The organism is Sphingomonas sp. AC435 (genome assembly GCF_979253005.1).
This window is the reverse complement of the sequence record NZ_CEEDCJ010000009.1, coordinates 1-24,264: the sequence shown is the minus strand read 5'-3', so window position 1 is coordinate 24,264 and position 24,264 is coordinate 1. Positions and strand designations below refer to the sequence as shown.

The following is a 24,264-nucleotide window of genomic DNA, read 5'->3' as shown; positions in this document are numbered from 1 at the left end:
GGGGCGCTGACATGGCGATGAACCTGCCGTCCGGTCGCAAGGGCCGGCGCGCGCCGATGGCGGAGATCAACGTCACGCCGCTGGTCGACGTGATGCTGGTGCTGCTGATCATCTTCATGGTCACCGCGCCGCTGCTGACCGCGGGCGTGCCGGTGAACCTGCCCGATGCGCGCGCCAAGGCGCTCGATCAGGATCAGGAGCCGGTGCAGATCTCGCTCGACGAGGCGGGCAAGCTGTACGTCGGCGAGACCGAACTGACCGAGGCGGCGCTGCCGGCGCGGCTGGAGGCGATCGCCGCATCGTCGCCGGTGGGTCCGGGCGGGGGCAAGGAGCCGCCGCAAGTGTATCTGCGCGCCGACAAGGGGCTGGATTACGGGCGCGTGATGCGGGTGATGGGCGAGTTGAACCGCGCCGGGCTGAACCGCGTGTCGCTGGTCACCGTCGAAGGTGGCGCGCGCTGATGGAGCGGAGCGAGAAGATCGGGCTGGGCGTCGCGCTCGGGGGGCACGCCGTGCTCTTCGGGTTGCTCTCGGTCGGGTTCCTCGCGACCCCCAATCCCGAGACGCTGAAGCAGCAGCCGATCACCGTGTCGCTGGTCGAGGAGGTCGGCAAGGAGGCGGTGTCCCCGACCCCGAACGTCGAGCCGGCGCAGTCGGTCGCTCCCGAGGAAGGCCCGCCCGAAGACGCCGCGCCGCCGGAGCCGGTGGAGGCTCCACCCGCGCCGAAGCCCGATCCTGCGCCGCCAGCGCCCGCACCGAAGCCGGCCCCGCCCAAGCCCGCACCGGAACCGGTCGCGAAGCCGAAACCCGCGCCCGCTCCGAAGCCGGCGCCGGCCCCCAAGCCGCAACCGAAGAAGCCGACGCCCGCCCCGGAAAAGGCCGCGCCCGCGAAGCCGACGCCGGCCAAGCCGTCCGCGCCTGCCGCCAAACCTGCGCCCGCGAAGACCGCGACCAGGGCGGCGGCGAGTGCGGCGAAGCCGACGACCGTGGCGCGCGGGAGCGGCAATTCACCGACCGCGACCGCCGCGAAGCCGCGCGGGTCGCGGCTGGGCGACGATTTCCTGAAGGGGCTGTCCGATCGTCCCTCGACCAGCAAGGCCGAGGCCGCGCCCGCCGCCAAGATGGGCGCGCAGGCGGCGGCGGATATCGGTTCGGCGATCCAGCGGCAGGTGCAGCCCTGCGCCAACCGTCAGGTCAATCCCGGCCCCGGCGCATCGCGCATCCGCGTCACGATCAACCTGAAGCTGAATCGCGACGGCAGCCTCGCGGCGCGGCCCCGCGTCGTCGGGCACAGCGGCGTCGACGACGAGAACACCCGCTATGTCGACCGCGTCGACGATCTTGCGATCGCCAGCTTCGTCGGATGTGCGCCGCTGCGCGGGTTGCCTGCGGACCTGTATGACGTCCAGAATGGCTGGAGCAATTTCACGCTCCGCTACAAATTGCCCGGATGAGGATGATGATGCGCCGTTTCCTGACCCTGCTCGCCCTCTCCACCGCTGCGCCCGTGATGGCGCAGGAGGCTCCGCCCGCTCCCTCTGCTGCTCCCGCCGCGCAGCAGCAGGACGGCGGGGGACTGGTCGTGGATGTCGAGGGCGGCATCTCCGCGCCGATGCCGATCGCGATCCCGGTGATGCCGACCCAGTCAGTGGTGAACACGCCCGCCGGATCGACCGACGCGCTCGGCCGGCAACTGGCGGACATCATCGCCACCGACCTGCGCAATTCCGGGCTGTTCACGCCGCTGCCCGCCAACCGCATGCGTGCGGTCGCGTTTCCGGAGGTGACCGCGCCGGCGTTCGACTACTGGAGCGGCACGGGCGCGCAGTCGCTGGTGCAGGGCTTCGTGCGGGCGAACGGCGACGGTAATCTGACGGTCGGCTGCTACCTGTACGACGTCGCCGCCAAGACGGAGCTGACACGGCAGGGCTTCGTCGTGCCGCCGGCCGACTGGCGGCGCGCGGCGCACAAATGCGCGGACACGATCTATGCGCGGCTGACCGGCGAGGGGCCATACTTCGACAGCCGCGTCGTCTATGTTTCGGAAACGGGACCCAAGGACAAGCGGATCAAGCGGCTGGCGATCATGGATCAGGACGGGGCCAACCACCGCTTCCTGACCAACGGCCAGTCGATCGTGCTGACGCCGCGCTTCGCGCCGAACCAGCAGTCGATCGTATATATGAGCTATGTCGGCAAGATCCCGGCGATCTATGTCTACGACATCGGATCGGGCAAGCAGCGGCTGGTGGTGCAGAACGTCGCGACGACGTTCGCGCCGCGCTTCTCGCCCGATGGCCGCTTCATCCTGTTCTCGATGGCGCAGGGCGGCAACACCGACGTGTATCGCGTATCGTCGCAAGGGGGCACGCCGCAGCGGCTGACGACCTCGCCCGGCATCGACACCGGCGGCAGCTATTCGCCCGACGGATCGAAGATCGTATTCGAGAGCGACCGGTCGGGCGGGCAGCAGATCTACGTCATGAACGCCGACGGTTCGAACCAGCAGCGGATCAGCTTCGGCGGCGGCCGCTATGCGACGCCGGTCTGGAGCCCGCGCGGCGACCTGATCGCGTTCACCAAGCTGGCGGGCAATTTCCGCATCGGCATCATGTCGCCCAGCGGCGGCGGCGAGAAACTGCTGACCGACAGCTGGTCGGACGAGGGGCCGAGCTGGTCGCCGAACGGCCGCGTCATCAATTTCTATCGCTCCGGCCGCGGCTCGGGCGGATCGGGGCAATTGTGGTCGGTCGACCTGACCGGCGTCAACGAACGCCGTATTCCGACGCCGCTCGGCGGGTCCGATCCCGCCTGGGGACCGCTGCGCCCCTGACACTATTTGGTTCTGACGTACCGGGAGTATGACCAATGACGCTGAAGACCACGCTGATCCTCGCCACCGCCGCGCTGGCGCTGGCCGCCTGTTCCAAGAAGCGGCCGGAGGTGCTGCCGCCGGCCCCCGTGACCGGGCCGGCGGACACCGGGTCGACCGGCAACCCAACCGGCCAGACCGGCAACGAAGTGGTGCCGGGATCGAACGCCGACTTCACCCGCTCGGTTACGTCGAACACCGTCAATTTCGGGCTCGACCAGTATGACATCGACCCGCAGGCGCGCGCGATCCTCGACAGCCAGGCGGAATGGCTGAACCGCTATCCCAACGTCCGCATCACGATCGAGGGGCATTGCGACGAGCGCGGCACGCGCGAGTACAACCTCGCGCTGGGCGATCGCCGTGCGAACTCGGCGAAGAACTATCTGGCCGCCAAGGGCGTGTCGCCGTCGCGGATGAGCGTCATCAGCTATGGCAGCGAGCGGCCGGCGGAAACCGGCTCGGACGAGGCCGCCTATGCCGCCAACCGTCGCGCGGTGACGATCGTTTTGAGCTGATTTTTACGGAAAGTTTGCCGGATCGGAGAACCCTTCCTCGCCGATGGCGAGGGAGGGTTTTCTTTGCCCCCGCGGTCATCCCTCGTCGCAACGTTCCCGTCGCCCCAGCGAAAGCTGGGGCCTCCCCGTGGGTCGACCATGCCGCGCCTCCTCGTGAGACCCCAGCTTCCGCTGGGGTGACGGGGAGGGGTTACATGGACCTATGGGAGCGCCCAACGATTCCCCTTGCATCGCCTCCCGAAACGATATTAAAGTGATATCACAATAACAGGAGGGACGGATGGAACAGGGGATACTCACGCGGTCGGCGGAACGGCCGGCGGCCAGCGCGAACGGGCTGGTGATGCTGGCGCTCGGATTCGCGGCGCTGATCGGGGCGGCGCTGTCGGTGGTGGAGCTGGCGACCGAGCAATGGCCGCCCGTCATGGCGTGGTTGCCCCTCTTGTGCATGGTCGTCGTCGTGTTCGTCGCCTGTGGTTTCTACATGCTGCAACCCAATCAGGCGGCGGCGATCACCCTGTTCGGCGCGTATCGCGGTACCGATCGCAACTCGGGTTTGCGCTGGGTGTTGCCGTGGTTGATCCGCCGCCGCATCTCCGTGCGATCCAACAACGTCATCTCCGAACGGATCAAGGTCAACGACCTGCGCGGCAACCCGATCGAGATGGCGGCGCAGGTGGTGTGGCGCGTCGTCGACACGGCGCAGGCGCTGTTCGACGTCGACGACTACAAGGCGTTCGTGAACGTGCAGATCGAGGCGGCGGTGCGGACGATCGGATCGCGCTACCCCTATGACGATTACGAGCATCAGGAGGTGACGCTGCGCGGCAATCACGATCAGGTCGGCGTCGAGCTGCGCCACGAACTGATCGCGCGGCTGTCGGTGGCGGGGATTACCGTCGACGAATGCGGCTTCACGCATCTCGCCTATGCGCAGGAGATCGCGGGGGCGATGCTGCGCCGGCAACAGGCGCAGGCGGTGGTCGCGGCGCGGACGACGCTGGTCGAGGGTGCGGTCGGCATGGTCGAGCTGGCGCTGGCGCAGCTGTCGGCGAAGAACGTCGTCGAACTGGACGACGAGCGGCGTGCGGCGATGGTGTCCAACCTGATGGTCGTGCTTTGCGGCGAACGCGACACGCAGCCGGTGGTCAACGCCGGGTCGCTTTATCAGTGATGCGGGTGCGACGATGACGGTCCCGCCGCGCAAAGCCTTTCCGCTTCGTCTCGATCCCGCTCTGTACGCGGCGATCGAGCGGGCGGCGGCGGGCGACCTGCGCAGCGTGAACGCGGAGGTGGAATGCCTGCTGCGCGAGGCGCTGGCGCGGCGGGGGGTGAAGCTGGACGCGCCGCAACCGGCACGACGCGGGCGACCGCCGAAGGGGGACGGGGAATGATCTGGACGATGATGACGGCAGTCGCAAAATCGGCGGCGGTTGCGAGCGCGGTGACGATCGCGGGGCCTCAGGGACCCTTGGCGGGGACGTTGCTCGACGCGGGATCGGAGGCGGGCAGGCGTGCGCCGGTCGTGGTGGTGATCCCCGGTTCCGGCCCGACCGATCGCGACGGCAATAGTCCGCTGGGCATGACCGCCGCCTCCTATCGCCTGCTGGCGGAGGCGCTGGCCGAGCGTGGCGTCTCGACGCTGCGGATCGACAAGCGCGGGATGTTCGGCAGCAAGGCCGCGGTCGCCGACGCCAATGCGGTGACGATCGCCGACTATGCTGCCGACGCACATCGCTGGGCGGCGGAGGCGGCCAAGCGCACGGGTGATCGATGCGCGTGGTTGCTGGGGCATAGCGAGGGTGGGCTGGTCGCGATGAAAGCGGCACAGGATCCGCGCGGCCTGTGCGGCGTGATCCTCGTCGCCGCGCCCGGCCGGCCGCTTGGTGCGGTGATGCGGGAGCAGTTGCGGGCCAATCCGGCGAACGCGCCGTTGCTGTCGCCGGCGCTCGCGACGATCGATGCGCTGGAGGCGGGGAAGCGAGTCGACCCGGCGACGCTGCCGCCGCCGCTGGACGCGCTGTTCAGGGCGGAGGTGCAGGGCTTCCTGATCGATGCCTTCGCGCAGGACCCGGTAAAACTGGCCGCGCGGATCACGCTGCCGGTGCTGATCGTGCAGGGCGACCGCGACCTTCAGGTGGCGGTCGCCGATGCTCGGGCGCTGGCGAAGGCGGACCCCAAAGCGACGCTGGCGATCGTGCCGGGCGTGAACCACGTGCTGAAGGCAGTCGGAGAAGACCGCGCCGCGAACCTCGCTGCCTATGCCGACCCGTCGCTGCCGGTCGCGCCGGCGGTGGTGGATGCGATCGCGAAGGCCGCGGGGCGGTAGCGGCTTGCCGTCATGCCGGGCCCGCCCCGGCGTGACGTCTTAGCCCAGCGCACGGTCCAGCATCCGCGCAAGTCGCAGCCCGCCCTTCACCACCTCGTCGCGCATCACCGGCACCAGCGTGTCCACGTCGGCATCGGTCAGCGTCACGCGCGCGGGCGTCGGCTGGCACGGATCGCCGTGCATCGCGACGGCGTAGGCCGTGTGCGCGACCTGCCAGCTTTCGCGGCTCCAGTCGGTGACGGTGCCCGCCCCCAGCCGCGCGCGGTCGGCGGCGGAATAGCGGCGGACGAGGCGCGGCGGCGAGGAGATCGCGCGCTCCGCCAGCAGGCCGTCCCAGACCGAATGCAGGTTCAGCCGCGCCGGTGCGTAGACGCCGTACGCGGCCTTGGCGTCGTTGCCGCCCTTGTCCGACTTGTCCCCGGCGTGCAGCGGCTGGTGCAGGTCGCCGACGAAATGGACGAGGAAGGCGAGCGCCATCGCCCGGTCCTTCGCAGGAGCGCGCCGGTCGGCGAGGATTGCGGCCTGCCGGTCGATCTGGGTCGAGACGCAGTCGCCCTCCCTGCACGCGGGCTCCAGCGCGAAGGGCTGGCAGATATTCACGTTCTGATAGTGCCAGCTATAGGCGTAACCGAAGCGCGATTTGCCGGCGGCGTCCTTCAGCGGCTTGACGCAATCGGGCCAGACACTGGCCTCCTGAATGGTGCGGGCCGGGCATCCGGGCGTGCCGAGCTGCGCCTGCGCCAGAAGGATGCGGCCGATCGCGGCGCGGGTGCGCGGCGTGACGTTGGCATAGGCGATCGATGCGACCGTCTGATGGCCATATTCCCAAAACGCGGCGGCGGGCTGCGCGAGCAGCAGGAACGGCAGCAACAGCGCCGCGACAATACGCTTCATCCCTCGTCTCCGTAGATCGCGACGGTCCGTGCGGTCGCGCTGACGGTGCCCCGATACATGCCCAAGGTGTTGAAATGCCAGACCGGATCGCCGCCCGCGGGACAGACGATGACGCCGCCGGTGCCGCCCATCGCGTGCACGCCCGCCAGCACGGTCGCGGCCGCCTGTTCCGGGATTTCCCCCGCAAGGCGGATGCGCGCCGCGATCTCGCGCGCGACCGACTCGCGCAGGAAGAACTCGCCGGAGCCGGTGCAGGATACCGCGCAGGCCCGGTCGTCGGCGAAGGTGCCCGCGCCGATCACCGGCGTGTCGCCGATCCGGCCCCAGCGCTTGCCGGTGACGCCGCCGGTGGAGGTCGCCGCCGCGACATGGCCGCTCGCATCGCGGGCGACCGCGCCGACGGTGCCGTATTTCATGTCGACGTCGAACCAGTCCTTGTCGGCCTTCATCTTCGCCAATTGCGCGCGGCGCTCCGGCAGGACGAACCAGTCGGGGTCGATCTGCTCCACGCCCTGTTCGCGGGAGAAGCTGTTCGCGCCGGACCCGGCGAGGAAGACGTGCGGGCTATGCTCCATCACCGCGCGGGCGAGGGCGACGGGGTGGCGGGTGCCGGCGATCCCGGCGACCGCGCCGGCATTGCGGTCGCGCCCGTCCATGATCGCGGCGTCATGTTCGATCGCGCCGTCGAAGGTCAGCACCGCGCCACGGCCGGCGTTGAAATGGGGGTCATCCTCCAGCATCTCGACCGCCGCCTGCACCGCGTCCAGCGCATCGCCGCCCGCGGCCAGCACCGCAGCTCCCGCGTCGAGCGCCTGCGCCAGCCCGGCGCGCGCGCCTGCGTCCATCGCGGGCGTCAGCGCATCGCGGTCGATCCGGCCCGCGCCGCCATGCACCATCAGCGTCCACGTCATGATATTCTCCGAAGTCCGATCAACGGCCTGAGCCACGGCACCGCGCGGCCCCCGTAATAAAAGGCGGTGCAGCCCGCGATGGTCGCGGCGACCAGCACCGCGAACTCCTGCCCCGCGGTCAACGCCGAGTTCCACAGCACATAGGCGACGACGACGATGATCGTCTGGTGGACGAGGTAGAAGGGGAAGACCGCCTCCGTCAGGGTCGCGCGGATCGGCGCGTCGCGGTTGAACCAGCGCTCGGCGATGCCGATCAGCGCGACGATCGCGCCCCATTGCTGCGCCGCGTGCGCGACGCCGTAGCGGGCGAACAGCGCCGGTCCCCACGGCCCGATCCACCCCCGCTCGATCCCGACGATATAGGCGTAGCCGGCGATCGCCAGCACCGCCCCTACCGGCCACCACCGCCCGATCGCGCGCATCGTCGTCGGCGAGCGGGCGAGCGCGAAGCCGAACAGGAAGGCGGGGAAATAGGACAGATGCGCGATCCAGTCGCCGACCAGCGCATGCGTCTCTCCCACCATCGGGAACCAGCGCGCGTGGATCGCGGTCGACCATGCCAGCGGGATGACGATCACGCCCCCGCCGCCCAGTGCGGTGCCGAACAGCCAGTCGAAGCCGTGCTGCGCCCTGCGGATGCGGACAATGGCGATGCCGATCGCGAGCAACGCGGTGTAGAACCAGAGGTAGCCGACGAACCACAGGTGGTTCCATGTCGGCACCGTCACCTGGCCCAGCTGCCGGAAGGTGAAGTAATCATGCGCCCAGAAATGCAAGTAGCCGGCCGGGTACCCATAGCGCAGCACCAGCTCCACCCACGCCTGGGGCGGCACCACCACGGCGACGCCGAACGCCAGCGGCACCAGCAGCCGCCAGCTCCGGTCGCGCACGAATCGGCCCAGCCCGTGCGAGCGCGCCAGCAGCGCGCGGCTTGCATAACCCGACACGACGAACAGCAAGGTCAGCCGCCACGCGTTGACGGCGAGCATCGGCACCGTCGCCCACCGTTCGACATGGTGCGACTTGGCGTGAAAGTTCCACGGCACGAAGACCATCCCGATATGGTAGAGGATCAGGATCGCGAACGCGCCGATCCTCAACCAGTCCATTCCATAATGCCGCCGGATGGCGGTTGGCTCATAATGCCGCCTGATCGCGGGCGTTTCCGTCATGGGCGCTGCCGTACACCCTGGTCTTTGAACCGCAACCCGCGCGCTGTATAAGGGGCCCATGTCCATCAGACCGTGGCGCGACATTGTCCGCCGTCAGAGCCGCCAGATCATGGTCGGCACCGTCCCCGTCGGCGGCGGCGCGCCCGTCACCGTGCAGACGATGACCAACACGCCGACCAGCGATCCCGTCGCGACGATCGACCAGATCCGTCGCTGCGAGGATGCGGGCGTCGACATCATCCGCGTCTCCGCCCCCGATGTGGAGAGCACCGCCGCGCTGAAGCAGATCGTCCGCGCATCGCGCGTACCGATCGTCGCCGACATCCATTTCCACTACAAGCGCGCGCTGGAGGCGGCGGACGCGGGCGTCGCGTGCCTGCGGATCAATCCCGGCAACATCGGCTCGGCCGCGCGAGTGAAGGAGGTCGTCAACGCGGCGAAGGCGAATGGCTGCGCGATCCGGATCGGCGTCAACGGTGGCTCGCTGGAGCGGCACCTGCTGGAAAAATATGGCGAACCCTGCCCCGACGCGCTGGTCGAATCGGCGATGGACCACATCAAGCTGTTGCAGGACCACGACTTCCACGAGTTCAAGGTCGCGGTGAAGGCGTCCGACCTGTTCCTGGCGGTCGCGGCCTACCAGCAACTGGCGGAGGTCGTGGACTGCCCGCTGCATCTCGGCATCACCGAGGCGGGGGGGCTGATCGGCGGCACCGTCAAATCGTCGATCGGGATGGGGTCCCTGCTCTGGTACGGCATCGGCGACACGATCCGCGTGTCGCTGTCGGCCGAGCCGGAGGAGGAGGTCCGCGTCGGCTTCGAGATCCTGAAGGCGCTGGGCATCCGCAACCGCGGCGTCCGCGTCGTGTCCTGCCCCAGTTGCGCGCGGCAGGGCTTCGACGTGATCCGCACCGTGCAGGCGCTGGAGGAGCGGTTGACGCACATCCGCACGCCGATGTCGCTGTCCGTGCTCGGCTGCGTCGTCAACGGTCCCGGCGAGGCGCGCGAAACCGATATCGGCATCACCGGCGGCGGCAACGGCAAGCACATGGTGTATTTGTCCGGCGTCACCGACCACCACGTCCAGGACGCCGACATGATCGAGCATATCGTGCGACTGGTCGAGGCCAAGGCGGCGGAGATCGACGCGGCCGATGAGGCGCGCGCGCTGGCGGCGGCATGATCCCCGCAGCGCTGGCATTAATCGCGCTGGCACCGACTGAACTTACGATCCATGTCGAAACCTCGCCCGGTCATGTCTGTCGGGCAATCCTGGGGCGGAAGGCTTAGGATATCGGGCAGGACGACGCATCATTTGCAAGGGCGCTGGGTCGCATTCCGATTCCTGCTGGCGTTCACGTCGCACCGGGTGTCGCGGAGCCTTCGCTACGCTGCATGAAGCATGTCTTCGCGCTCATGCGGAAGCAGGATGTCGGGCCTGTCGCCTATGTCGCCGGACCGCCGCCAAACAAGTAGCGCGCACCGATCCGCTACCCTATCGCAAGCGTGTGGACTGCATGCTCAACCTCGACGAACTGGAAACACTGGACCGGCGGGCAACAGCGGGGCCATGGTACGTACGCGCGATGGATGATGGAATGGCGTGCTGCGCAACGGCTATCGCCACGAAACCGAATACCTCCGGCGACAATGATGATCTGTCCGACTCGACTTTCCACGGTGTGGTGGCTGCGACGCTGATCCAGGATCACAACTATGTCATTCCGGAGGACGGGCGTTCCCGCGAGAATGCGGAATTGATCGCGGCCATGCGAACCATGCTGCCAGAACTCATTCGATTGGCGCGGATCGGAGCCGCTGCCGGGCGCAAATGACGGCTCGATCAGAATTCCGCACCGTCACGCCCGCGCTCGCCTTTGCCGTGGCGGCGGCGGGGATCGGGCTGTTCTCGATCATGGACGCGTTCATGAAGTCGCTGGTGCTGGCGATCGGCGTCTATAACGCGCTGCTGTGGCGCACACTGATCTCGGCGGGCCTCGGCGCGGCAGTCTGGCGCGTCGGCGGTGCGCCGAAGCCGAGTGCGCGGGGGTTTCGGCTGCACGTGCTGCGTGCCTGCGTCACGGCGGTGATGGCGGTGCTGTTCTTCTGGGGGCTGGCGCGAGTGCCGATGGCGCAGGCGATCACGCTGACCTACGTCGCGCCGATCCTCGCGCTGCTGCTGGGCGCTGTCGTGCTGAAGGAGCGTGTCGGCCGGCGGGTCGCGATCGGCTCCGCCGCGGCGCTGCTCGGCGTACTCGTCGTGCTGGCCGGACAGTCGCAGATGCGGCTGGGCGAGGAGGCGCTGGCCGGATCGGTCGCGGTGATCGCATCGGCGGTGCTGTACGCGGTGAACCTGATCGTCGCACGTTTGCAGTCGCAGGCGGCCGGGCCGGGGGAGATCGCGTTCTTCCAGTCGGGGATCATTGGCCTGATCCTGCTCTGCGCCGCACCGTGGCTGGCGATATGGCCGGATGCGGGCGAATGGCCCAAACTGGCGATCGGCGCAGCGCTGGCGACGGCGTCGCTGTTCCTGCTGGGCTGGGCCTATGCACATGGGGAGACGGGTTATCTTGCGACCACCGAATACACATCGTTCCTGTACGCCGCGCTGCTCGGCTATGCGGTGTTCGGCGAGCGACTGTCGCTGTGGACGATCGCGGGGGCGGGCGTGATCGTCGCCGCGTGCCTGTACGCCGCCCGGTCGAGGGACATCGCCGCGCAGACCCAGGTGGTGCCGTGATCCGGCCCGCTGAACCAGCCGATGTCACCACGATCCTTCGCTTCGTGCGGGAACTGGCGGTGTTCGAACGCGAGCCCGACGCGGTGCTGGCGACCGAGCCGATGCTGCACGACGCGCTGTTCGGCGCGCATCCCGCAGCGGAGGCGGTGATCGCCGAGGATGGCGAGCCGCTCGGCTTCGCGCTGTTCTTCCACAATTTCTCGACGTGGCAGGGCAAGCGCGGCCTGTATCTGGAGGATTTGTACGTAACCCCCTCGGCACGCGGACGCGGCGTCGGCAAGGCGCTGTTGCGGCATCTGGCAAGACTGGCGGTGGAGCGCGATTGCGCCCGCTTCGAATGGTCGGTGCTCGACTGGAACGCGGGCGCGATCGCCTTCTACCGCGCGATGGGTGCGGTGGGGCAGGACGAGTGGACGGTGCAGCGCGTCGACGGCGATGCTCTGCGCAGGCTGGCAGGGCACTTGGATCCCGAGTGAGCCACAGTCCGTCCGCTAGGCAGGCAAGCATGGCGGCACCGGCTGCGGCGCAAGAGGCGCGGGGCCCCTCCCGATATCACTAGGCCTTCACGTCGATGTTCATCGCCACCGAGATCCGGTCGCCGGTGCCGAGGTGAGGGCGAACGCCGTGACGGGTCCAGGCGGGAAAAACGACGAGGTCGCCAACCGTGGTGACGACGCGCCGCTCGATCGGCTGTGGCTGGCCGTCGGTGCCGACAAGGCGGAAGCCGGGCAGGCGCATATAGGGGACGGGTGCACGGGGGTCCTCGAAGAACAGTTCTCCGCCGGTCTCTCCCTCCGCGGGGGGCGTGCCCATGTCGACGTAGAATACCGCGGCCCAGAGCACGCCGGGATGCGCGTGGCTCATGTTGAGTGCACCCGCAGGCGACACGTTCGCCCACATCCGCACCGTCCACTCATAGGAGGCGGCGTCGCGTCCTTCGAACCACGACAGGCGCTTGCACATCTTCACGGCCGTCTCCGCCAGCGTCGCGGCGGCGGGGCCGCCCCACCCCATTCCGGCGGTGCCCAGCATGTCGGTGGCCGAGTGCCAGCCACCGACATTGGACCGCGCGATGCCGGGGTCGGCCGCGCGCTTCGCCCGGATCGCTGCCGCCAGCGCGGCGGTTAGCGCCCGCGAGTCGGCGAGGTGCCCGTGGAGCACGGGCGTCTCGTAGAGGCCGAGCAGGTCGGCGCGCACGCGGATGCCGTTATACTCGCCCATCGCCGGATCGCAGGCCGAACGTCAGTCGCGGCCGGGCACGTCGTGGTCGTGCGGTTCCTCGCCCTTGGCCTTGGCTTCGTCGTAGCGGGCGATCGCCTCGATCGTGATGCGCTTGGCTTCGTTCGCGTCTCCCCAGACGCCGATGCGGACCCACTTCTTCTTTTCGAGGTCCTTATAGTGGGTGAAGAAATGCTCGATCTGCTCGAACACGATCTCCGGCACGTCGGCGCGGCCGCCGACGTTTGAGTAGTATGGGAACACCTCGTCGACGGGGACGCAGACGAGCTTCTCGTCGCCACCGGCCTCGTCTTCCAGGTTCAGCACCGCGATCGGGCGGGCACGCACGACGCAGCCGGGGATGAACGGCGAGCGGGCGATGACCAGCGCGTCGAGCGGATCGCCATCGGGCGACAGCGTATGCGGCACGAAGCCGTAGTTCGCCGGATAGCGCATCGGCGTGTGCAGGATGCGATCGACGAACAGCGCGCCGGACGCCTTGTCGAACTCGTACTTCACCGGCTCGCCACCGGTCGGCACCTCGATGATGACGTTCAGGTCGTCCGGCGGGCTCTTGCCCACCGGGATCAGGTCGATACGCATAGCAATCCCCGTTCCGTAATGCCGATCAACGGGCCGTGAGCAGACGGTCCAGTCCCGTCTCGCCCGCACCCGTCTTCTGGAGGCGCGGATAGCGGGGGCCGTCGTGATAGTCGACAGTCAGGTCGCGGAGGCGGTCGCCATTCTTCACGAGCAGGCGGATCGGCTCCTTCGTACCCTTCGCCGCCAGGATCGCCGCCTTCAGCCGATCGCCGCTATACGCCATGCCGCCGATGCCGGTAATCTCCGTGCCGACATCGATGCCGGCGGTGTAGGCGGGCTTGCCCCAGATCGAGGAGGTGACGACGCCGTCCTTGTTCACCACCAGTCCGAGCGAAGCGGACACGTCGGTGCCACGCGCCTTTTCCGCCTTGGTGAAGTACGAGGTCGGCGTGTCGGTGTAGACGAGCGTGTAGCCGTTCGCGACGAAGCCGCCGAGCGGCGCGGGCTTGCCCGTCTCGGTCAGGCGGGTGCGCAGGAAACCCGCCCAGTCATAGGGCTGAATCGTGTTCAGCGTCTGCGCGACATCGTCGAACGTGTAGGTGACCTCGCCCCAGTCGCCGTCGCGAATGCCGAAGAACGCCTTGGCGAAATCGTCGATCGATTTCGTGCCGCCGGATTGCTTGCGGAGCATCGAATCGACCTCCATCCACACCAACAGGCCCTCGTTGTAATAATCTTCCGACCGCTGCCAGCTCGTCCAGCCCTTGGGCTTGCGCGCCGAAATCACCGGATCGTTGGTGGTGTCGACCATCGGTCGCCACTGGCGACCCGGCGTGTTGTCGTAAGTCGCGAGGATCGTCGCATAGGCGTCCAGCGTGTCCTGTTTCGAGACGATGCCCGAGCGCGCCTGAAGGACGTATCCCCAGAACTGCGTCTGCCCTTCGTAGACCCACAGCAGCGACCCCTGCATCGGGGTGCGGAAATCGGGCGTCCACAGGTCCGCGCCGCGGCGGAACTTGCCGTCCCAGCTATGCGTGAATTCGTGCGGCAGCAGGTTGCGGCGGGTGACGCTGTTCTCCCAGTCGATGAAATAGCCGGGGCCGACGCCGTTCTCCGAACTGCGATGATGCTCCAGCCCGATACCGCCGAGCTGGTCGGTGATCGACAGCAGGAATTCGTATTTGTCGTAATGTTGCGCGCCGAAGGTCTTCACCGCCTGTTCGACGAGGCGCTTGTGCGCGTCGATCTGTTCGGGCTTGGCGGCGAGCTGGTCGGGGCTGTCGGCGAAGACGTTGAGGTCGACCCGCTCCGACAGCGGCCACGTCTTCCCGTACTTGCCCGCGAGGACAGGCGAGTCGACCAGCACCTCGTAGTTGGCGGTGTCGTAGGTGTAGGTCGCGGCGGCGGCGGACTGCGCGGCCTTGGCCGGAACCGCACCCGCGGCGGTCCAGCCGGCGGGGAACTTCACCGTCATCTGCACCGGGATGCGGCGGGTGAAATAACCGGCCGGATAGAGGCTGACGGAGTTGAGCTGGAGCGAGATCATCGTCGGCGTGGCGACGACGCGGCCCTGATCGGCCTTGGTCGCGGACAGGAACTGGAACTCCGCGTCCAGCGTCTTCGCGCCGGCCGGCACGTCGATGTGGAAGGCGAAGACGTCGACCGGATCGCGCTGCCACGGCAGGACGCGCCCGCCGCTGCGGATCACGAGGCCGGCCAGCTTCTCGATCTCGCCCCGCGGCGAATGCGCGCCGGGCAGCCATTTCGGGAACAGCAGGACCATATGGCCCGACTTGGCGACCGGAATCGTCTCCTTGACGCGGAAGATGCCGCGCTCGTTGTCGGTCGCGTCCACGTCGAGGCGGATCGTGCCCGGATACGCGACGTCCTGCGCGGCGGGGACGGTGTCGACGAACGGCACCGGCTGCGGCGCGGAATTGCCGGCGGGCACCTGTGCGATGCTGGCAGTGGAGGAGAGCAGGACGGCGGCGGCGGCGTATCGGAGCATGGACGGCCTTCTCGGAAGATGGGCGAAAGATTGGAAGGCGCCAGTGTAATGATCGGAAAGGACAGAAGTCCAGTCGCTTACCGACCCTCATGCCTCTCCTGCCGAGGAAAGATGAGGCGCTACCCACCCCCAAGCACGTTGATCGTGAACGCCACCACGCCAAGGTTGAACACGAACGCCGCCAGGCTCTGCCCCAGCACGACGCGGCGGATGCGACCCGAGCCGATCTCCACGTCGCTGGTCTGGAACGTCATGCCCAGCGTGAAGCTGAAATACAGGAAGTCCCAGTAATCGGGCGTGTCCGTTCCCGGAAACGTCAGCCCGGCGGCATCGCGGCCGAGCGCGTCGTCGAGGTAGAACAGGTGCGCATAGTGCAGCGCGTAGACGGTGTTGGAGAACAGCCACGCCAGCGCCAGGGTCGCGATCACCAGCACGATCGCGGCCGTGTCGTTGCGCCCCTTCAGCTCGCCCGCGACCGCGACGAGGATGACGGCCATCGTCACCCCGGTGAAGCCGAGCAGCACCGCGCGGTTGGCGTCGTTGGCCCGTGCGGCGGCGCGCATCCGCTCCGCCTCGCCGCGGCGGAACAGCGTGGTGATCGCGAGCAGGAAGACGAGCGCGGCGACATCGAACGCGGCCATGACCCCGCGCCCGCGACCCCATTCGGGAATACCGACCGCCAGCGCCGCCGCGAACACGACGGCAAACAGCACGAAGCGTGGCGGCGCCACTCTTTGGCCGAGGCCCCACCACGCGTTTGTGCTCATGCGCGGGACGCTAGCGCTTGGCCGCGGCCTCGCCTAGATACCCGCGCGTCTATGGCCCGTATCGAAACCCCCAAGCGCGTGCGCGGCACGCAGGATATCTTCGGCGACGAGCAGCGGCGGTTCGCGCACGTGCTGTCCACGTTCGAGAAGGTGCGCGCGCTCTATTGCTTCCAGCGCGTCGACATTCCGATCTTCGAGGCGACGGAGGTCTTCTCGCGCTCGATCGGCGAAACGACCGATGTCGTGTCGAAGGAGATGTACACGTTCCCGGACCGCGGCGGCGACCTGCTGACGTTGCGTCCCGAATTCACCGCTGGACTGGCGCGTGCGTACCTGACCGAGGGGTGGCAGCAATATGCGCCGCTGAAGCTCGCCACGTCCGGGCCCGTGTTCCGGTACGAGCGCCCGCAAAAGGGCCGCTATCGCCAGTTCCACCAGATCGACGCGGAGGTGATCGGCGCGGCCGAGCCGGCGGCGGACGTGGAGTTGCTGGTGCTCGCCGACCAGTTTCTGCGCGAACTGGGCATCGCCGGGGAAAATGGGGGCGTCACGCTGCAACTGAACACGCTGGGCGACGCGGAGACGCGCGACGCGTGGCGGGCGGCGCTGGTCGCGCATTTCGAGGCGCATCGCGACGACCTGTCGGAGGACAGCCTGAAGCGGCTCGACAAGAACCCGCTGCGCATCCTCGACTCCAAGGACCCGAAGGACCGGCCGGCCGCCGACAGCGCGCCCGACATCGACGCGTTCCTGACGCCTGACGCGCGCGCGTTCTTCGATGCGGTGACGGCGGGGCTGGACGCGGCGGGCGTGGCGTGGACGCGCAACCCGCGGCTAGTGCGCGGCCTCGATTATTATCGCCATACCGCGTTCGAGTTCGTGACCGATCGTTTGGGCGCGCAGGGTACGGTGCTGGCCGGCGGGCGTTACGACGGGCTGATCGGCTCGCTGGGTGGGCCGGAGACGCCGGGCGTGGGCTGGGCGGCCGGGGTCGAGCGGCTGGCGATGCTGGTGGCGGAGCCGGCGGCGACGACGATCGACGCAGTCGTGGTGCCGATGGGCGGGGCGGCGGAGGCGCACTGCGTCGGGTTGACGGCCACCCTGCGCCGTGCCGGGCTGGCGGTCGAGATGAGTTACAGGGGCAAGATGAAGCAGCGGCTGGCGAAGGCGGATGCGCTGGGCGCGCGCGCGGCGGTGATCGTCGGCGACGACGAACTCGCCAAGGGTGCGGCGGCGGTGAAGCTGCTGGGCGCGGGCACGCAGTCCCACGTGGCGTTCGCCGATTTGGCGGAGGCGTTGCGGTGATGGCTTCCCGTCACCCTGCAACCTGCCGTCACCCCAGCGGACGCTGGGGTCTTCCCGAGGCCGGGCCGCCCGCCCGCCACCACGAGACCCCAGCGTTCGCTGGGGTGACGGGGAGTGGCTTCGATCACGGCGTCACGATCGGCATCCCCGCATGACCCCCATCTCCCCCGACCGCATCCGTCAGATCGAGGCGCGGCGCGACGAACTCGCGGCGCAGATGGCGACGGGCGACCTGCCCGGCGACCGTTTCGTCGCGGTGTCGAAGGAATATGCCGAGCTGGAGCCGGTCGCGCAGGCGGCGGGCGAGGTGCGGCGGCTGCGGCAGGAGGCGGAAAGCCTCGCCTATATGGCCGAGGATACCGCCGACGAGGAACTGCGCCAGATGGCGGCGGAGGAACTGCGCGAGAACAAGGCGGCGCTGGAGGCGGCGCACCACCGCCTCGCGCTAGCGCTGCTGCCGCGCGACGCCGCCGACGAGCGCTCCGCGATGCTCGAAGTGCGTGCCGGCACCGGCGGCGACGAGGCGGCTTTGTTCGCCGGCGACCTGTTCCGCATGTACCAGCGCTATGCCGAGGGACAGGGCTGGCGCGTCGAGATGATCTCCGGCTCGTCCTCCGATGCGGGGGGGTTCAAGGAAGTCGTCGCCTCCGTCACCGGGCAGGGCGTGTTCGCCAAGCTGAAGTTCGAGAGCGGCGTCCACCGCGTTCAGCGCGTGCCCGCGACCGAAAGCGGCGGCCGTATCCACACCTCCGCGGCCACCGTCGCGGTGCTGCCGGAGGCGGAGGAGGTCGACGTGCAGATCGACGAGGCGAAGGATCTGCGCATCGACGTCTACCGCTCGTCCGGTCCCGGCGGCCAGTCGGTCAACACGACCGACTCGGCGGTCCGCATCACGCACCTTCCGACCGGCCTCGTCGTCATCCAGCAGGACGAGAAGTCGCAGCACAAGAACAAGGCCAAGGCGCTGAAGGTGCTCAGGACCCGCCTGTACGAGGCGGAGCGCGAGCGGCTGGCGAACGAGCGATCGGGCACGCGCCGCGCGATGGTCGGGTCGGGCGACCGGTCGGAGCGGATCCGCACGTATAATTTCCCGCAGGGGCGCGTGACCGATCACCGCATCAACCTGACGCTCCACCGCCTGCCGGAGATACTCGAGGGCGAGATGGGCGAGCTGGTCGGCGCGCTGATCGCCGAGGACGAGGCGGAGCGGCTGGCCTCGCTGGACGGCTGATGGCGCGCGGCGTGGACGCCGAAGGCAAGCCCCTTCCGACCAGGGAAGCGTTGCGAAATAGCGCTGCGGCCTGTCAGCAAGTCACCGCCCCGGCGAAGGCCGGGGCCCAGTTGGGTGACGCTCTCCGTCAGCGACCGCAGACGTCGCAACGGGACCCCGGCCTTCGCCGGGGTGGCAGAGGAAGTAATGCAACGATCTCTCTCGGGATAGCGGTGGAGGTCAGGTCTCTCCCCCTGCGGCAAGCTCCGCGGAGAGGTCCGACATCCAAACCAGCATCAGGTCGGTCGCATTCGGTGGTGCGGTGTGTCTGACGCTTTTGGCAAGGCGGGGCTTCGGCACGCCCTCACCGCCGCCACCGCCCGCTTCGCCTTTTCCGCCACGCCCAGCCTCGACGCCGAACTGCTGCTCGCGCATGCGCTCGGGATCGAGCGGTCGGCGCTGCTGCTCGACCTCGATCGTCCCGTCCCGCCCGGCTTCGCGGACCTCGTCGCTCGGCGCGAGCGGCAGGAGCCGGTCGCCTATATCACCGGCACGCGTGGGTTCTGGACACTCGATCTGGCGGTTGGGCCGGGGGCGCTGGTGCCGCGGGCGGACAGCGAAACGCTGATTGCGAGGGCGGTGGCGCACTTCGAGGGCAAGCCCCCCGCGACCTTGCTCGATCTCGGCACCGGGCCGGGGACGTTGTTGCTCGCGCTGCTCGACGAATGGCGTGACACGCGCGGGATCGGTGTCGACCGCTCGACGGAGGCGCTGGGCTGGGCGCGCATCAACGGCGCTGCCTTTGCGGACCGCGCCGCCTTCGTGCAGGGCGACTGGGCGACGGCGATCGCGGGATCGTTCGACTGCATCGTTTCCAATCCGCCCTACATCGCCGCCGGCGACGACCTGCCGCCGGAGGTCGCGGCGCACGAGCCGGCGGCGGCGCTGTATGCCGGTGCGGAGGGCCTCGACGATTACCGCCGTCTCGCGCCCGAGTTGCGCCGCCTGCTCGCGCCCGGCGGCGCGGTGCTGCTGGAGATCGGCTGGACGCAGGCGCAGGCCGTCGGCGACCTGCTGCGCGATCAGGGGTTCGCCATGACGGAACACCGCGATCTCGGCGGGCGGCCCCGAGTCTTGCTGGGCGTGCTGCTGGCGACTTGACCACTCAACTGGATCACCCATATTTCGCTTGTCGGGCAGGCCCGACGCCCGCTATGAGCGGGTCGGGGCACACGATCTTCATCGGTTATCGCTGGGCGACACGGTCGCCGGACGACAGGCGGTTCGAGATCGCGGCAACGCCCGCACCCTGAAGGCACAGGTCGCCGCTACGCTGGGCGACGTTACGGGCCGGGTTACGGTCCCGTCGCGCTCCGGATCGGACGCGAAGGCACAGCGGATACGTATCTCTTCTGGATTAGGGACGAACAGCTTGATCAATAATCGGCAGGCCGGTCGCCGTCGCGGTCGTGGTGGCAATGCCAGCGGTGGTGGCAATAACGGCAGTGGCCCGCGTACCGGTGGCCAGGGTCGTCCCGACAACGGCAACCGCATCGACAACCGCGCGCGCGGCAACGCCAACCAGCTGTACGAGAAGTACAAGAACCTCGCCGCGGATTCGCAGCGGCAGGGCGACCGCGTGAACACCGAATATTATCTGCAGTTCGCCGACCATTATTTCCGCGTTCTCAGCGACCAGCGTGGCCGCTTCGAGGATCAGCAGCCGCGCCGCCAGCAGCCCGATTTCGACATTGACGGCAATGACGACGATTATGGCGACGAGGGTGAGCCGATCCGCGCCGGCGAGCAGCAGGACGGTGGCCGCAACGGCAATGACCGTGGCGGCAACGATCGCAACGGCAACGATCGCAACGGCAGCGACCGCGGCGACCGCAACGGCAACGACCGGGGCAACGACCGCGGCTACGAGCGCAACACCGGCGACCGCAACATGGGCGATCGGAACGAGCAGCGCGGCAACGAGCAGCGCAGCGCCGAGCCGCGCGGCGACCGCAACGCCGAGCCCCGTGGCGAGCGCGCCGAGCGTCCGCTGCGCCGTGATGGCCGTCAGCAGGAAGGTCGCCAGCAGGAGGGTCGCCCCCAGCAGGATCGCCAGCAGCAGGACCGGCAGAACCAGGATCGTCAGCAGCAGGATCGTCAACAGGACTATCGCCAGGACGGCGACCGTCAGCCGCGCCGCTGGGACAACCAGTCCGACGATAACGGCGAAGAGGCCCCGCGCGCCGAGCGCCAGCCCCGCCGTCAGGATGCGCGTCAGGACACCCGCCCCGATGGCGAGCGGCAGGAGCGCCAGCCGCGCCGTTGGGATCGTGATGCGCCGCAACAGGTCGAAACGGAAACCGAGGTCGCCGGCCAGCGCCGCGCCGATCCCCCGGCCCCCGGCGAGAACCTCGAAGCGCGCGCCGAAGCCGTGCTGGAGGCGGATGCGCCGCTGGTCGCCCCGCGTCGCCGCGGGCGTCCCCGGCGCGACGCTGCGGTCGAGGCCGCTCCGGTCGCGGCATCGGAAAGCCCTGCGTCCGCGAACAGCGTGCCGGACAGCAACGGCCCGGAAAGCAACGGGGTCGACGCCGACCGCCTGCCTCCGTCGCTCGGCATCTCCGCCGCTCCCGCCAACGACGCCGACGACGAAGCGCCCCGCCCGCGCCGCCGCCGCACCCGCGTCGCCGCAGCGGACGCGACCACCGACTGATCGTCGGACGGGGATGCGGAAGAGGCCGGTGTCCGGAAGGACGCCGGCCTTTTTCGTTTGGGCAGGCAGGGTGCTGCGAGCAGAACGCTCCCGGCGTCTTCACTTGCTCCGCAACTGAGGTCCGCTTCTAAACTCCCCTCCTTTTGGGAGGGGCTGGGGGAGGGCCTCGCCCCAAGCTGCATCCCCCGCGGAGAAGCCCTCCCCAAGCTCTCCCGAGGGGGGGGGGCATAAAAAGAGGCGAGAAAGGCGACTTGGCCGAAGCCCCGAATGCCTAATCGATCCGCTCGACATCCTCATCATGCCCGCTGCCGGAACTGAGGAACGCCAGTCCCATCAGCGCCCCGGCCAGCATCACCGATCCGCCGACCCCGCCCAGGATCGCGAACATCGTCACCAGATGCAGCGGCCCTTGCAGATGCGCGAGCAGCACGATCGCCGCCGCCGCGATCGTCGCCGCGGCCAGCGTCATCCACGCCAGCAGCGATCGGAACCGCGCCCAGGCGAACCGCGCATAGTCGCGGTCCGTCAGCCCGCTCGGGGCTGGCGGTGTCGGGTCGGCCCCGGGGCGGTGCGATCCGTGATCCATGTGCTTTCCAATGAACGCGAAACGTGATTTCCTCAACAGCGGCGCGACAGAGGCACGGCGACAGGTCGGAACCGGCGTCACTAGGGAGGCGAGGATGACGATCGCGGCGATCCTGAAATCCGTGGACCACGACGTGGTCACGATCACGCCCGGCGCCAGCGTCGCGGAGGCGGTGGCGTTGTTGGGGGAGCGGCGGATCGGTGCAGTGCCGGTGATCGAGGGCGGCCGCGTCGTCGGCATCTTCTCCGAACGCGACGTGATCCGCGTCCTGAAGGACGGCGGTGCGGCGGCGCTCGAAGGCCCGGTGTCGGCCGCGATGACCGCGCCGGCTGTGACGGTGTCTCGCAACGACGCGGTCATCGCCGCGCTGTCCTTGATGACTCACCGCCGCATCCGCCATTTGCCTGTGCTGGACGGAGACGCGCTGGTCGGATTCGTGTCGATCGGCGATCTGGTCAAATACCGGATCGACCGGATCGAGGCGGACGCCGCGGCGATGCGCGACTATATCCAGACGGCGTGATGTGGCGGGCGTCTAACCGCTCCGCTTCACCGTCGCGATCAGTTCGCTGAGCGTCGCCCGCGCGAACAGCACCAGCCAGCCGGTATAGACCATCGCCCCGGCCGCAACGAGGATCGCGAGACGCGGCAGCGGCGACAGCGCCGGCAGCCCCCGGTCGACCAGCATCACCGACCCCGCCATGACCGAAGAGGCGACCAGCACCGGCGCAATCGCCATGACGATCGCCCGGCCGCTCGCCCCGATCACCGGCAGCGCCCGGTAACTGCTGATGGCGAGATAGATCGGATAGGCCACGATCCACGCGGTCGCGAGGCCGACCGGCCCCCATTGCGCCCCGATCAGGAAGCCGGTTGCGAGGACGCCCGCGCCGATTGCGCCGTTGCTGACGCCGACTCCGGGCCGCCCCAGCGCATCGCAGGCGGGGGTATACAGCACCAGCAACGTCATCAGCGGCATTGCGAGTGCGAGCAGCTGGACGATCGGCGCGGCCTCCTGCCATTTCGGCCCGAGCGCGGTCAGCACCAGCGGCTCGGCGGTGACGGCCAATCCGAAGTAGAAGGGCAGGGCGGCGGCCATGATGATCTTGACCGATCGCACGAACGCGGCGGCGATCGCGTCGGGATCGTGCTGGATGCGGGCATAGGCCGAAAAGGCGACTTCGTTCAGCGGCGGCACGACCTTCGACACGAAGATCTGCGCGAGGAACAGGCTGGTCGTGTAGATGCCGAGCATATGGGGGGAGAAGAGCCGCCCGGCGATGAACACGTCCGCCTGGCTCTGGCCGAACCAGAAGAGCTGCCCCGCCGCGACAATTCCGCCGTAGCGCGCAAGATGGCCGGCCCCGCGAAAGTCGAAGATCGGCCAGACGAACGACCGCGCGCTCCACGTCATCATCGCACCTCGTACGGCGAACAGCACGAGTGGCGCGATGACGAGCGTCCACACCCCCCACCCCGCGAGAGCGCCCCCCAGCGCGGCGGCGGCGGCGGCGATCGAGGCGCAGATGTTGGCACGCGCCTGATGACGGAAGTCCATGCGTCGGCTTAGCAGCGCAAAGGGCAGTGCGATGAAGGGGGTCGTCAGGTATAGCAGCGCCTGAACGCGCAGCATGTCGGCGACGATCGGCTGGCGGTAATAAGCGGCGGCGAGCGGTGCGAGCATCAGCTGGAACGCGGCCAACGCTGCGTTGAGCGCGATCAGCATCCCGAACAGCTGGCGGACCTGCCGCTCGGTGACGTCGGCGGCCTGAATCAGCCCGCTCGCCAGCCCGAACCCGTTGAGCATGTTCAGGAATACGAGAACGACCTGCGCCATCGCGAACAGCCCGTAATCCCGCGGATCGAGCAGCCGGATGACGAGGAACGTGGAAGCCCACTGCACCATTTGGCCAACGATCTGACTTCCCGAACGCCATATGACCGCACGCCGAACCTGCGCGTGCAGCGATTCGGGCGGCTTGGCGTCCAGGAGGTGGGATGGAGTCATGCCACGACCCTACCTGCAAGGCCCTGCCAAGGGGTGAATGCGCGATGTTTCAGATTGATGGGAACAATTTTGGATATTTCTGACAGAAAGGGTTTGACGGGTGTTGAGGTGTTCCCTAGATGGGTTTCACCGCAGCGGCGGCCTTACGGGGCGTTTGCAGTGGTCACACGAGACTTGGCGCGCTGGCCTTTCTGGTAAAACGGGAAGGGTATAGCGGCGTCGGGGTATTTGTGTCGGATCTTTGACATTGTTGGTTTAGATGAAGGGACATGTGGGCGGCGGCCTGCGGGATGTCTGGCGTTATCAAGGCGTTGGATGTGTCGTAAGCAAATAAGCTGTTCTCATATGTCCTTCACGTATCCATACGTGATGGGTTCTATCGAAGTAATACTTCGATGGGCTCATTAAGAATATGTGCAGAGCGGCTCCTTGATGTGATGCTGGCTGGCGAGGGCATTCCACCTTGGCTGGTTG

Annotated in this window: 25 protein-coding genes; 16 read left to right on the top strand and 9 right to left on the bottom strand. The window is 68.4% G+C overall.

Annotation, left to right across the window (positions count from 1 at the left end; genetic code table 11):
* The first annotated feature begins 11 nt into the window (after positions 1-11).
* The 7 genes from AC0CH8_RS15375 (at position 12) to AC0CH8_RS15345 (ending at position 5,718) form a co-directional block, all read left to right on the top strand.
* A complete protein-coding gene (locus AC0CH8_RS15375; protein ID WP_465240659.1) occupies positions 12-461 on the top strand; it encodes an ExbD/TolR family protein in 450 nt (149 codons plus the stop codon).
* The gene (locus AC0CH8_RS15370) at positions 461-1,453 is read left to right on the top strand and encodes a cell envelope biogenesis protein TolA (protein WP_465240658.1); all 993 of its coding nucleotides are present in this window, start codon (positions 461-463) and stop codon (positions 1,451-1,453) included. The genes AC0CH8_RS15375 and AC0CH8_RS15370 overlap by 1 nt, the downstream gene beginning before the upstream one ends.
* A gap of 56 nt (positions 1,454-1,509) precedes the next feature.
* Positions 1,510-2,832, top strand: coding sequence for a Tol-Pal system beta propeller repeat protein TolB (tolB, locus tag AC0CH8_RS15365; protein WP_465240762.1), 1,323 nt, complete (start codon positions 1,510-1,512; stop codon positions 2,830-2,832).
* 35 nt (positions 2,833-2,867) lie between these two features.
* Positions 2,868-3,389 carry a peptidoglycan-associated lipoprotein Pal gene (gene pal / locus AC0CH8_RS15360; RefSeq protein WP_204198806.1) on the top strand — a complete coding sequence of 174 codons (522 nt, stop codon included), beginning with the start codon at positions 2,868-2,870 and terminating at the stop codon, positions 3,387-3,389.
* Positions 3,390-3,669: 280 nt separating this feature from the next.
* A complete protein-coding gene (locus tag AC0CH8_RS15355; protein WP_204198805.1) occupies positions 3,670-4,563 on the top strand; it encodes an SPFH domain-containing protein in 894 nt (297 codons plus the stop codon).
* A gap of 13 nt (positions 4,564-4,576) precedes the next feature.
* Positions 4,577-4,783 (top strand): type II toxin-antitoxin system antitoxin, encoded by a 207-nt coding sequence (locus AC0CH8_RS15350; protein WP_465240657.1) that lies wholly within the window; start codon positions 4,577-4,579, stop codon positions 4,781-4,783.
* Positions 4,780-5,718 carry an alpha/beta hydrolase gene (locus AC0CH8_RS15345; RefSeq protein ID WP_465240656.1) on the top strand — a complete coding sequence of 313 codons (939 nt, stop codon included), beginning with the start codon at positions 4,780-4,782 and terminating at the stop codon, positions 5,716-5,718. The genes AC0CH8_RS15350 and AC0CH8_RS15345 overlap by 4 nt, the downstream gene beginning before the upstream one ends.
* 39 nt (positions 5,719-5,757) lie before the next feature.
* Here the strand turns inward: AC0CH8_RS15345 and AC0CH8_RS15340 are convergent, their stop codons facing one another.
* From AC0CH8_RS15340 to AC0CH8_RS15330, 3 genes are read right to left on the bottom strand one after another with little or no spacing between them, the layout of a single operon-like run.
* Positions 5,758-6,612, bottom strand: coding sequence for a S1/P1 nuclease (locus tag AC0CH8_RS15340; protein ID WP_465240655.1), 855 nt, complete (start codon positions 6,610-6,612; stop codon positions 5,758-5,760).
* A complete protein-coding gene (locus AC0CH8_RS15335; protein WP_465240654.1) occupies positions 6,609-7,523 on the bottom strand; it encodes an isoaspartyl peptidase/L-asparaginase family protein in 915 nt (304 codons plus the stop codon). The genes AC0CH8_RS15340 and AC0CH8_RS15335 overlap by 4 nt, the downstream gene beginning before the upstream one ends.
* The gene (locus AC0CH8_RS15330) at positions 7,520-8,632 is read right to left on the bottom strand and encodes an acyltransferase family protein (RefSeq protein ID WP_465240653.1); all 1,113 of its coding nucleotides are present in this window, start codon (positions 8,630-8,632) and stop codon (positions 7,520-7,522) included. The genes AC0CH8_RS15335 and AC0CH8_RS15330 overlap by 4 nt, the downstream gene beginning before the upstream one ends.
* A gap of 121 nt (positions 8,633-8,753) precedes the next feature.
* Here AC0CH8_RS15330 and ispG point away from each other — a divergent pair, with 121 nt between their 5' ends.
* The 4 genes from ispG to AC0CH8_RS15310 all read left to right on the top strand — a co-directional run bounded on the left by ispG (position 8,754) and on the right by AC0CH8_RS15310 (position 11,911).
* Positions 8,754-9,878 carry a flavodoxin-dependent (E)-4-hydroxy-3-methylbut-2-enyl-diphosphate synthase gene (gene ispG, locus AC0CH8_RS15325; protein ID WP_055844068.1) on the top strand — a complete coding sequence of 375 codons (1,125 nt, stop codon included), beginning with the start codon at positions 8,754-8,756 and terminating at the stop codon, positions 9,876-9,878.
* Positions 9,879-10,203: 325 nt separating this feature from the next.
* Complete coding sequence (locus AC0CH8_RS15320; protein WP_465240652.1) at positions 10,204-10,530, top strand: hypothetical protein; 327 nt, start codon at positions 10,204-10,206, stop codon at positions 10,528-10,530.
* Positions 10,527-11,435, top strand: a complete 909-nt coding sequence (locus AC0CH8_RS15315) for a DMT family transporter (RefSeq protein ID WP_465240651.1) — start codon at positions 10,527-10,529, stop codon at positions 11,433-11,435. The genes AC0CH8_RS15320 and AC0CH8_RS15315 overlap by 4 nt, the downstream gene beginning before the upstream one ends.
* Positions 11,432-11,911: an N-acetyltransferase family protein gene (locus AC0CH8_RS15310; RefSeq protein WP_465240650.1), complete on the top strand. Its 480-nt coding sequence runs from the start codon at positions 11,432-11,434 to the stop codon at positions 11,909-11,911. The genes AC0CH8_RS15315 and AC0CH8_RS15310 overlap by 4 nt, the downstream gene beginning before the upstream one ends.
* Before the next feature lie 79 nt (positions 11,912-11,990).
* Here AC0CH8_RS15310 and AC0CH8_RS15305 read toward each other — a convergent pair whose 3' ends face one another.
* From AC0CH8_RS15305 to AC0CH8_RS15290, 4 genes are all read right to left on the bottom strand, one after another.
* Positions 11,991-12,656 carry a TIGR02466 family protein gene (locus AC0CH8_RS15305; RefSeq protein ID WP_465240649.1) on the bottom strand — a complete coding sequence of 222 codons (666 nt, stop codon included), beginning with the start codon at positions 12,654-12,656 and terminating at the stop codon, positions 11,991-11,993.
* A 21-nt stretch (positions 12,657-12,677) separates the two neighbouring features.
* Positions 12,678-13,256, bottom strand: a complete 579-nt coding sequence (gene ppa / locus AC0CH8_RS15300; protein WP_204198795.1) for an inorganic diphosphatase — start codon at positions 13,254-13,256, stop codon at positions 12,678-12,680.
* Positions 13,257-13,281: 25 nt separating this feature from the next.
* Positions 13,282-15,204, bottom strand: coding sequence for a M61 family metallopeptidase (locus AC0CH8_RS15295; RefSeq protein WP_465240648.1), 1,923 nt, complete (start codon positions 15,202-15,204; stop codon positions 13,282-13,284).
* A 119-nt stretch (positions 15,205-15,323) separates the two neighbouring features.
* On the bottom strand, positions 15,324-15,971 hold the full coding sequence (locus tag AC0CH8_RS15290) for a DUF1345 domain-containing protein (RefSeq protein ID WP_465240647.1): 648 nt from the start codon (positions 15,969-15,971) through the stop codon (positions 15,324-15,326).
* 51 nt (positions 15,972-16,022) lie between these two features.
* On the opposite strand from AC0CH8_RS15290, the gene hisS reads away from it, so the two are divergent.
* The 4 genes from hisS to AC0CH8_RS15270 all read left to right on the top strand — a co-directional run bounded on the left by hisS (position 16,023) and on the right by AC0CH8_RS15270 (position 21,196).
* Positions 16,023-17,276 carry a histidine--tRNA ligase gene (gene hisS / locus AC0CH8_RS15285; RefSeq protein WP_465240646.1) on the top strand — a complete coding sequence of 418 codons (1,254 nt, stop codon included), beginning with the start codon at positions 16,023-16,025 and terminating at the stop codon, positions 17,274-17,276.
* A 151-nt stretch (positions 17,277-17,427) separates the two neighbouring features.
* Positions 17,428-18,507, top strand: coding sequence for a peptide chain release factor 1 (prfA, locus tag AC0CH8_RS15280; RefSeq protein ID WP_204198791.1), 1,080 nt, complete (start codon positions 17,428-17,430; stop codon positions 18,505-18,507).
* A 303-nt stretch (positions 18,508-18,810) separates the two neighbouring features.
* A complete protein-coding gene (gene prmC, locus AC0CH8_RS15275) occupies positions 18,811-19,647 on the top strand; it encodes a peptide chain release factor N(5)-glutamine methyltransferase (protein WP_465240645.1) in 837 nt (278 codons plus the stop codon).
* Between the two features lie 271 nt (positions 19,648-19,918).
* Positions 19,919-21,196: a DUF4167 domain-containing protein gene (locus tag AC0CH8_RS15270; RefSeq protein ID WP_465240644.1), complete on the top strand. Its 1,278-nt coding sequence runs from the start codon at positions 19,919-19,921 to the stop codon at positions 21,194-21,196.
* A gap of 271 nt (positions 21,197-21,467) precedes the next feature.
* Here AC0CH8_RS15270 and AC0CH8_RS15265 read toward each other — a convergent pair whose 3' ends face one another.
* A complete protein-coding gene (locus AC0CH8_RS15265) occupies positions 21,468-21,782 on the bottom strand; it encodes a hypothetical protein (RefSeq protein WP_465240643.1) in 315 nt (104 codons plus the stop codon).
* Positions 21,783-21,876: 94 nt separating this feature from the next.
* On the opposite strand from AC0CH8_RS15265, the gene AC0CH8_RS15260 reads away from it, so the two are divergent.
* Positions 21,877-22,305, top strand: coding sequence for a CBS domain-containing protein (locus tag AC0CH8_RS15260; protein WP_465240642.1), 429 nt, complete (start codon positions 21,877-21,879; stop codon positions 22,303-22,305).
* 12 nt (positions 22,306-22,317) lie between these two features.
* Here AC0CH8_RS15260 and AC0CH8_RS15255 read toward each other — a convergent pair whose 3' ends face one another.
* Entirely contained in the window at positions 22,318-23,790 is a 1,473-nt protein-coding gene (locus tag AC0CH8_RS15255; protein ID WP_465240641.1) for a lipopolysaccharide biosynthesis protein, read from the bottom strand.
* Positions 23,791-24,264 lie beyond the last annotated feature (474 nt).

Excerpts from the sequence above, each read along its gene's own strand:
- AC0CH8_RS15330 (WP_465240653.1), bottom strand. The coding sequence starts at position 8,632 with ATGGACTGGTTGAGGATCGGCGCGTTCGCGATCCTGATCCTCTACCAT.
- ppa (WP_204198795.1), bottom strand. The coding sequence starts at position 13,256 with ATGCGTATCGACCTGATCCCGGTGGGCAAGAGCCCGCCGGACGACCTG.
- AC0CH8_RS15370 (WP_465240658.1), top strand. The coding sequence starts at position 461 with ATGGAGCGGAGCGAGAAGATCGGGCTGGGCGTCGCGCTCGGGGGGCAC.
- tolB (WP_465240762.1), top strand. The coding sequence starts at position 1,510 with ATGGCGCAGGAGGCTCCGCCCGCTCCCTCTGCTGCTCCCGCCGCGCAG.
- hisS (WP_465240646.1), top strand. The coding sequence starts at position 16,023 with ATGGCCCGTATCGAAACCCCCAAGCGCGTGCGCGGCACGCAGGATATC.
- AC0CH8_RS15345 (WP_465240656.1), top strand. The coding sequence starts at position 4,780 with ATGATCTGGACGATGATGACGGCAGTCGCAAAATCGGCGGCGGTTGCG.
- AC0CH8_RS15290 (WP_465240647.1), bottom strand. The coding sequence starts at position 15,971 with ATGAGCACAAACGCGTGGTGGGGCCTCGGCCAAAGAGTGGCGCCGCCA.
- AC0CH8_RS15335 (WP_465240654.1), bottom strand. The coding sequence starts at position 7,523 with ATGACGTGGACGCTGATGGTGCATGGCGGCGCGGGCCGGATCGACCGC.
- AC0CH8_RS15295 (WP_465240648.1), bottom strand. The coding sequence starts at position 15,204 with ATGCTCCGATACGCCGCCGCCGCCGTCCTGCTCTCCTCCACTGCCAGC.
- AC0CH8_RS15340 (WP_465240655.1), bottom strand. The coding sequence starts at position 6,612 with ATGAAGCGTATTGTCGCGGCGCTGTTGCTGCCGTTCCTGCTGCTCGCG.
- ispG (WP_055844068.1), top strand. The coding sequence starts at position 8,754 with ATGTCCATCAGACCGTGGCGCGACATTGTCCGCCGTCAGAGCCGCCAG.
- pal (WP_204198806.1), top strand. The coding sequence starts at position 2,868 with ATGACGCTGAAGACCACGCTGATCCTCGCCACCGCCGCGCTGGCGCTG.
- AC0CH8_RS15350 (WP_465240657.1), top strand. The coding sequence starts at position 4,577 with ATGACGGTCCCGCCGCGCAAAGCCTTTCCGCTTCGTCTCGATCCCGCT.
- AC0CH8_RS15260 (WP_465240642.1), top strand. The coding sequence starts at position 21,877 with ATGACGATCGCGGCGATCCTGAAATCCGTGGACCACGACGTGGTCACG.
- AC0CH8_RS15305 (WP_465240649.1), bottom strand. The coding sequence starts at position 12,656 with ATGGGCGAGTATAACGGCATCCGCGTGCGCGCCGACCTGCTCGGCCTC.
- AC0CH8_RS15355 (WP_204198805.1), top strand. The coding sequence starts at position 3,670 with ATGGAACAGGGGATACTCACGCGGTCGGCGGAACGGCCGGCGGCCAGC.
- prfA (WP_204198791.1), top strand. The coding sequence starts at position 17,428 with ATGACCCCCATCTCCCCCGACCGCATCCGTCAGATCGAGGCGCGGCGC.
- AC0CH8_RS15265 (WP_465240643.1), bottom strand. The coding sequence starts at position 21,782 with ATGGATCACGGATCGCACCGCCCCGGGGCCGACCCGACACCGCCAGCC.
- AC0CH8_RS15255 (WP_465240641.1), bottom strand. The coding sequence starts at position 23,790 with ATGACTCCATCCCACCTCCTGGACGCCAAGCCGCCCGAATCGCTGCAC.
- AC0CH8_RS15375 (WP_465240659.1), top strand. The coding sequence starts at position 12 with ATGGCGATGAACCTGCCGTCCGGTCGCAAGGGCCGGCGCGCGCCGATG.
- AC0CH8_RS15315 (WP_465240651.1), top strand. The coding sequence starts at position 10,527 with ATGACGGCTCGATCAGAATTCCGCACCGTCACGCCCGCGCTCGCCTTT.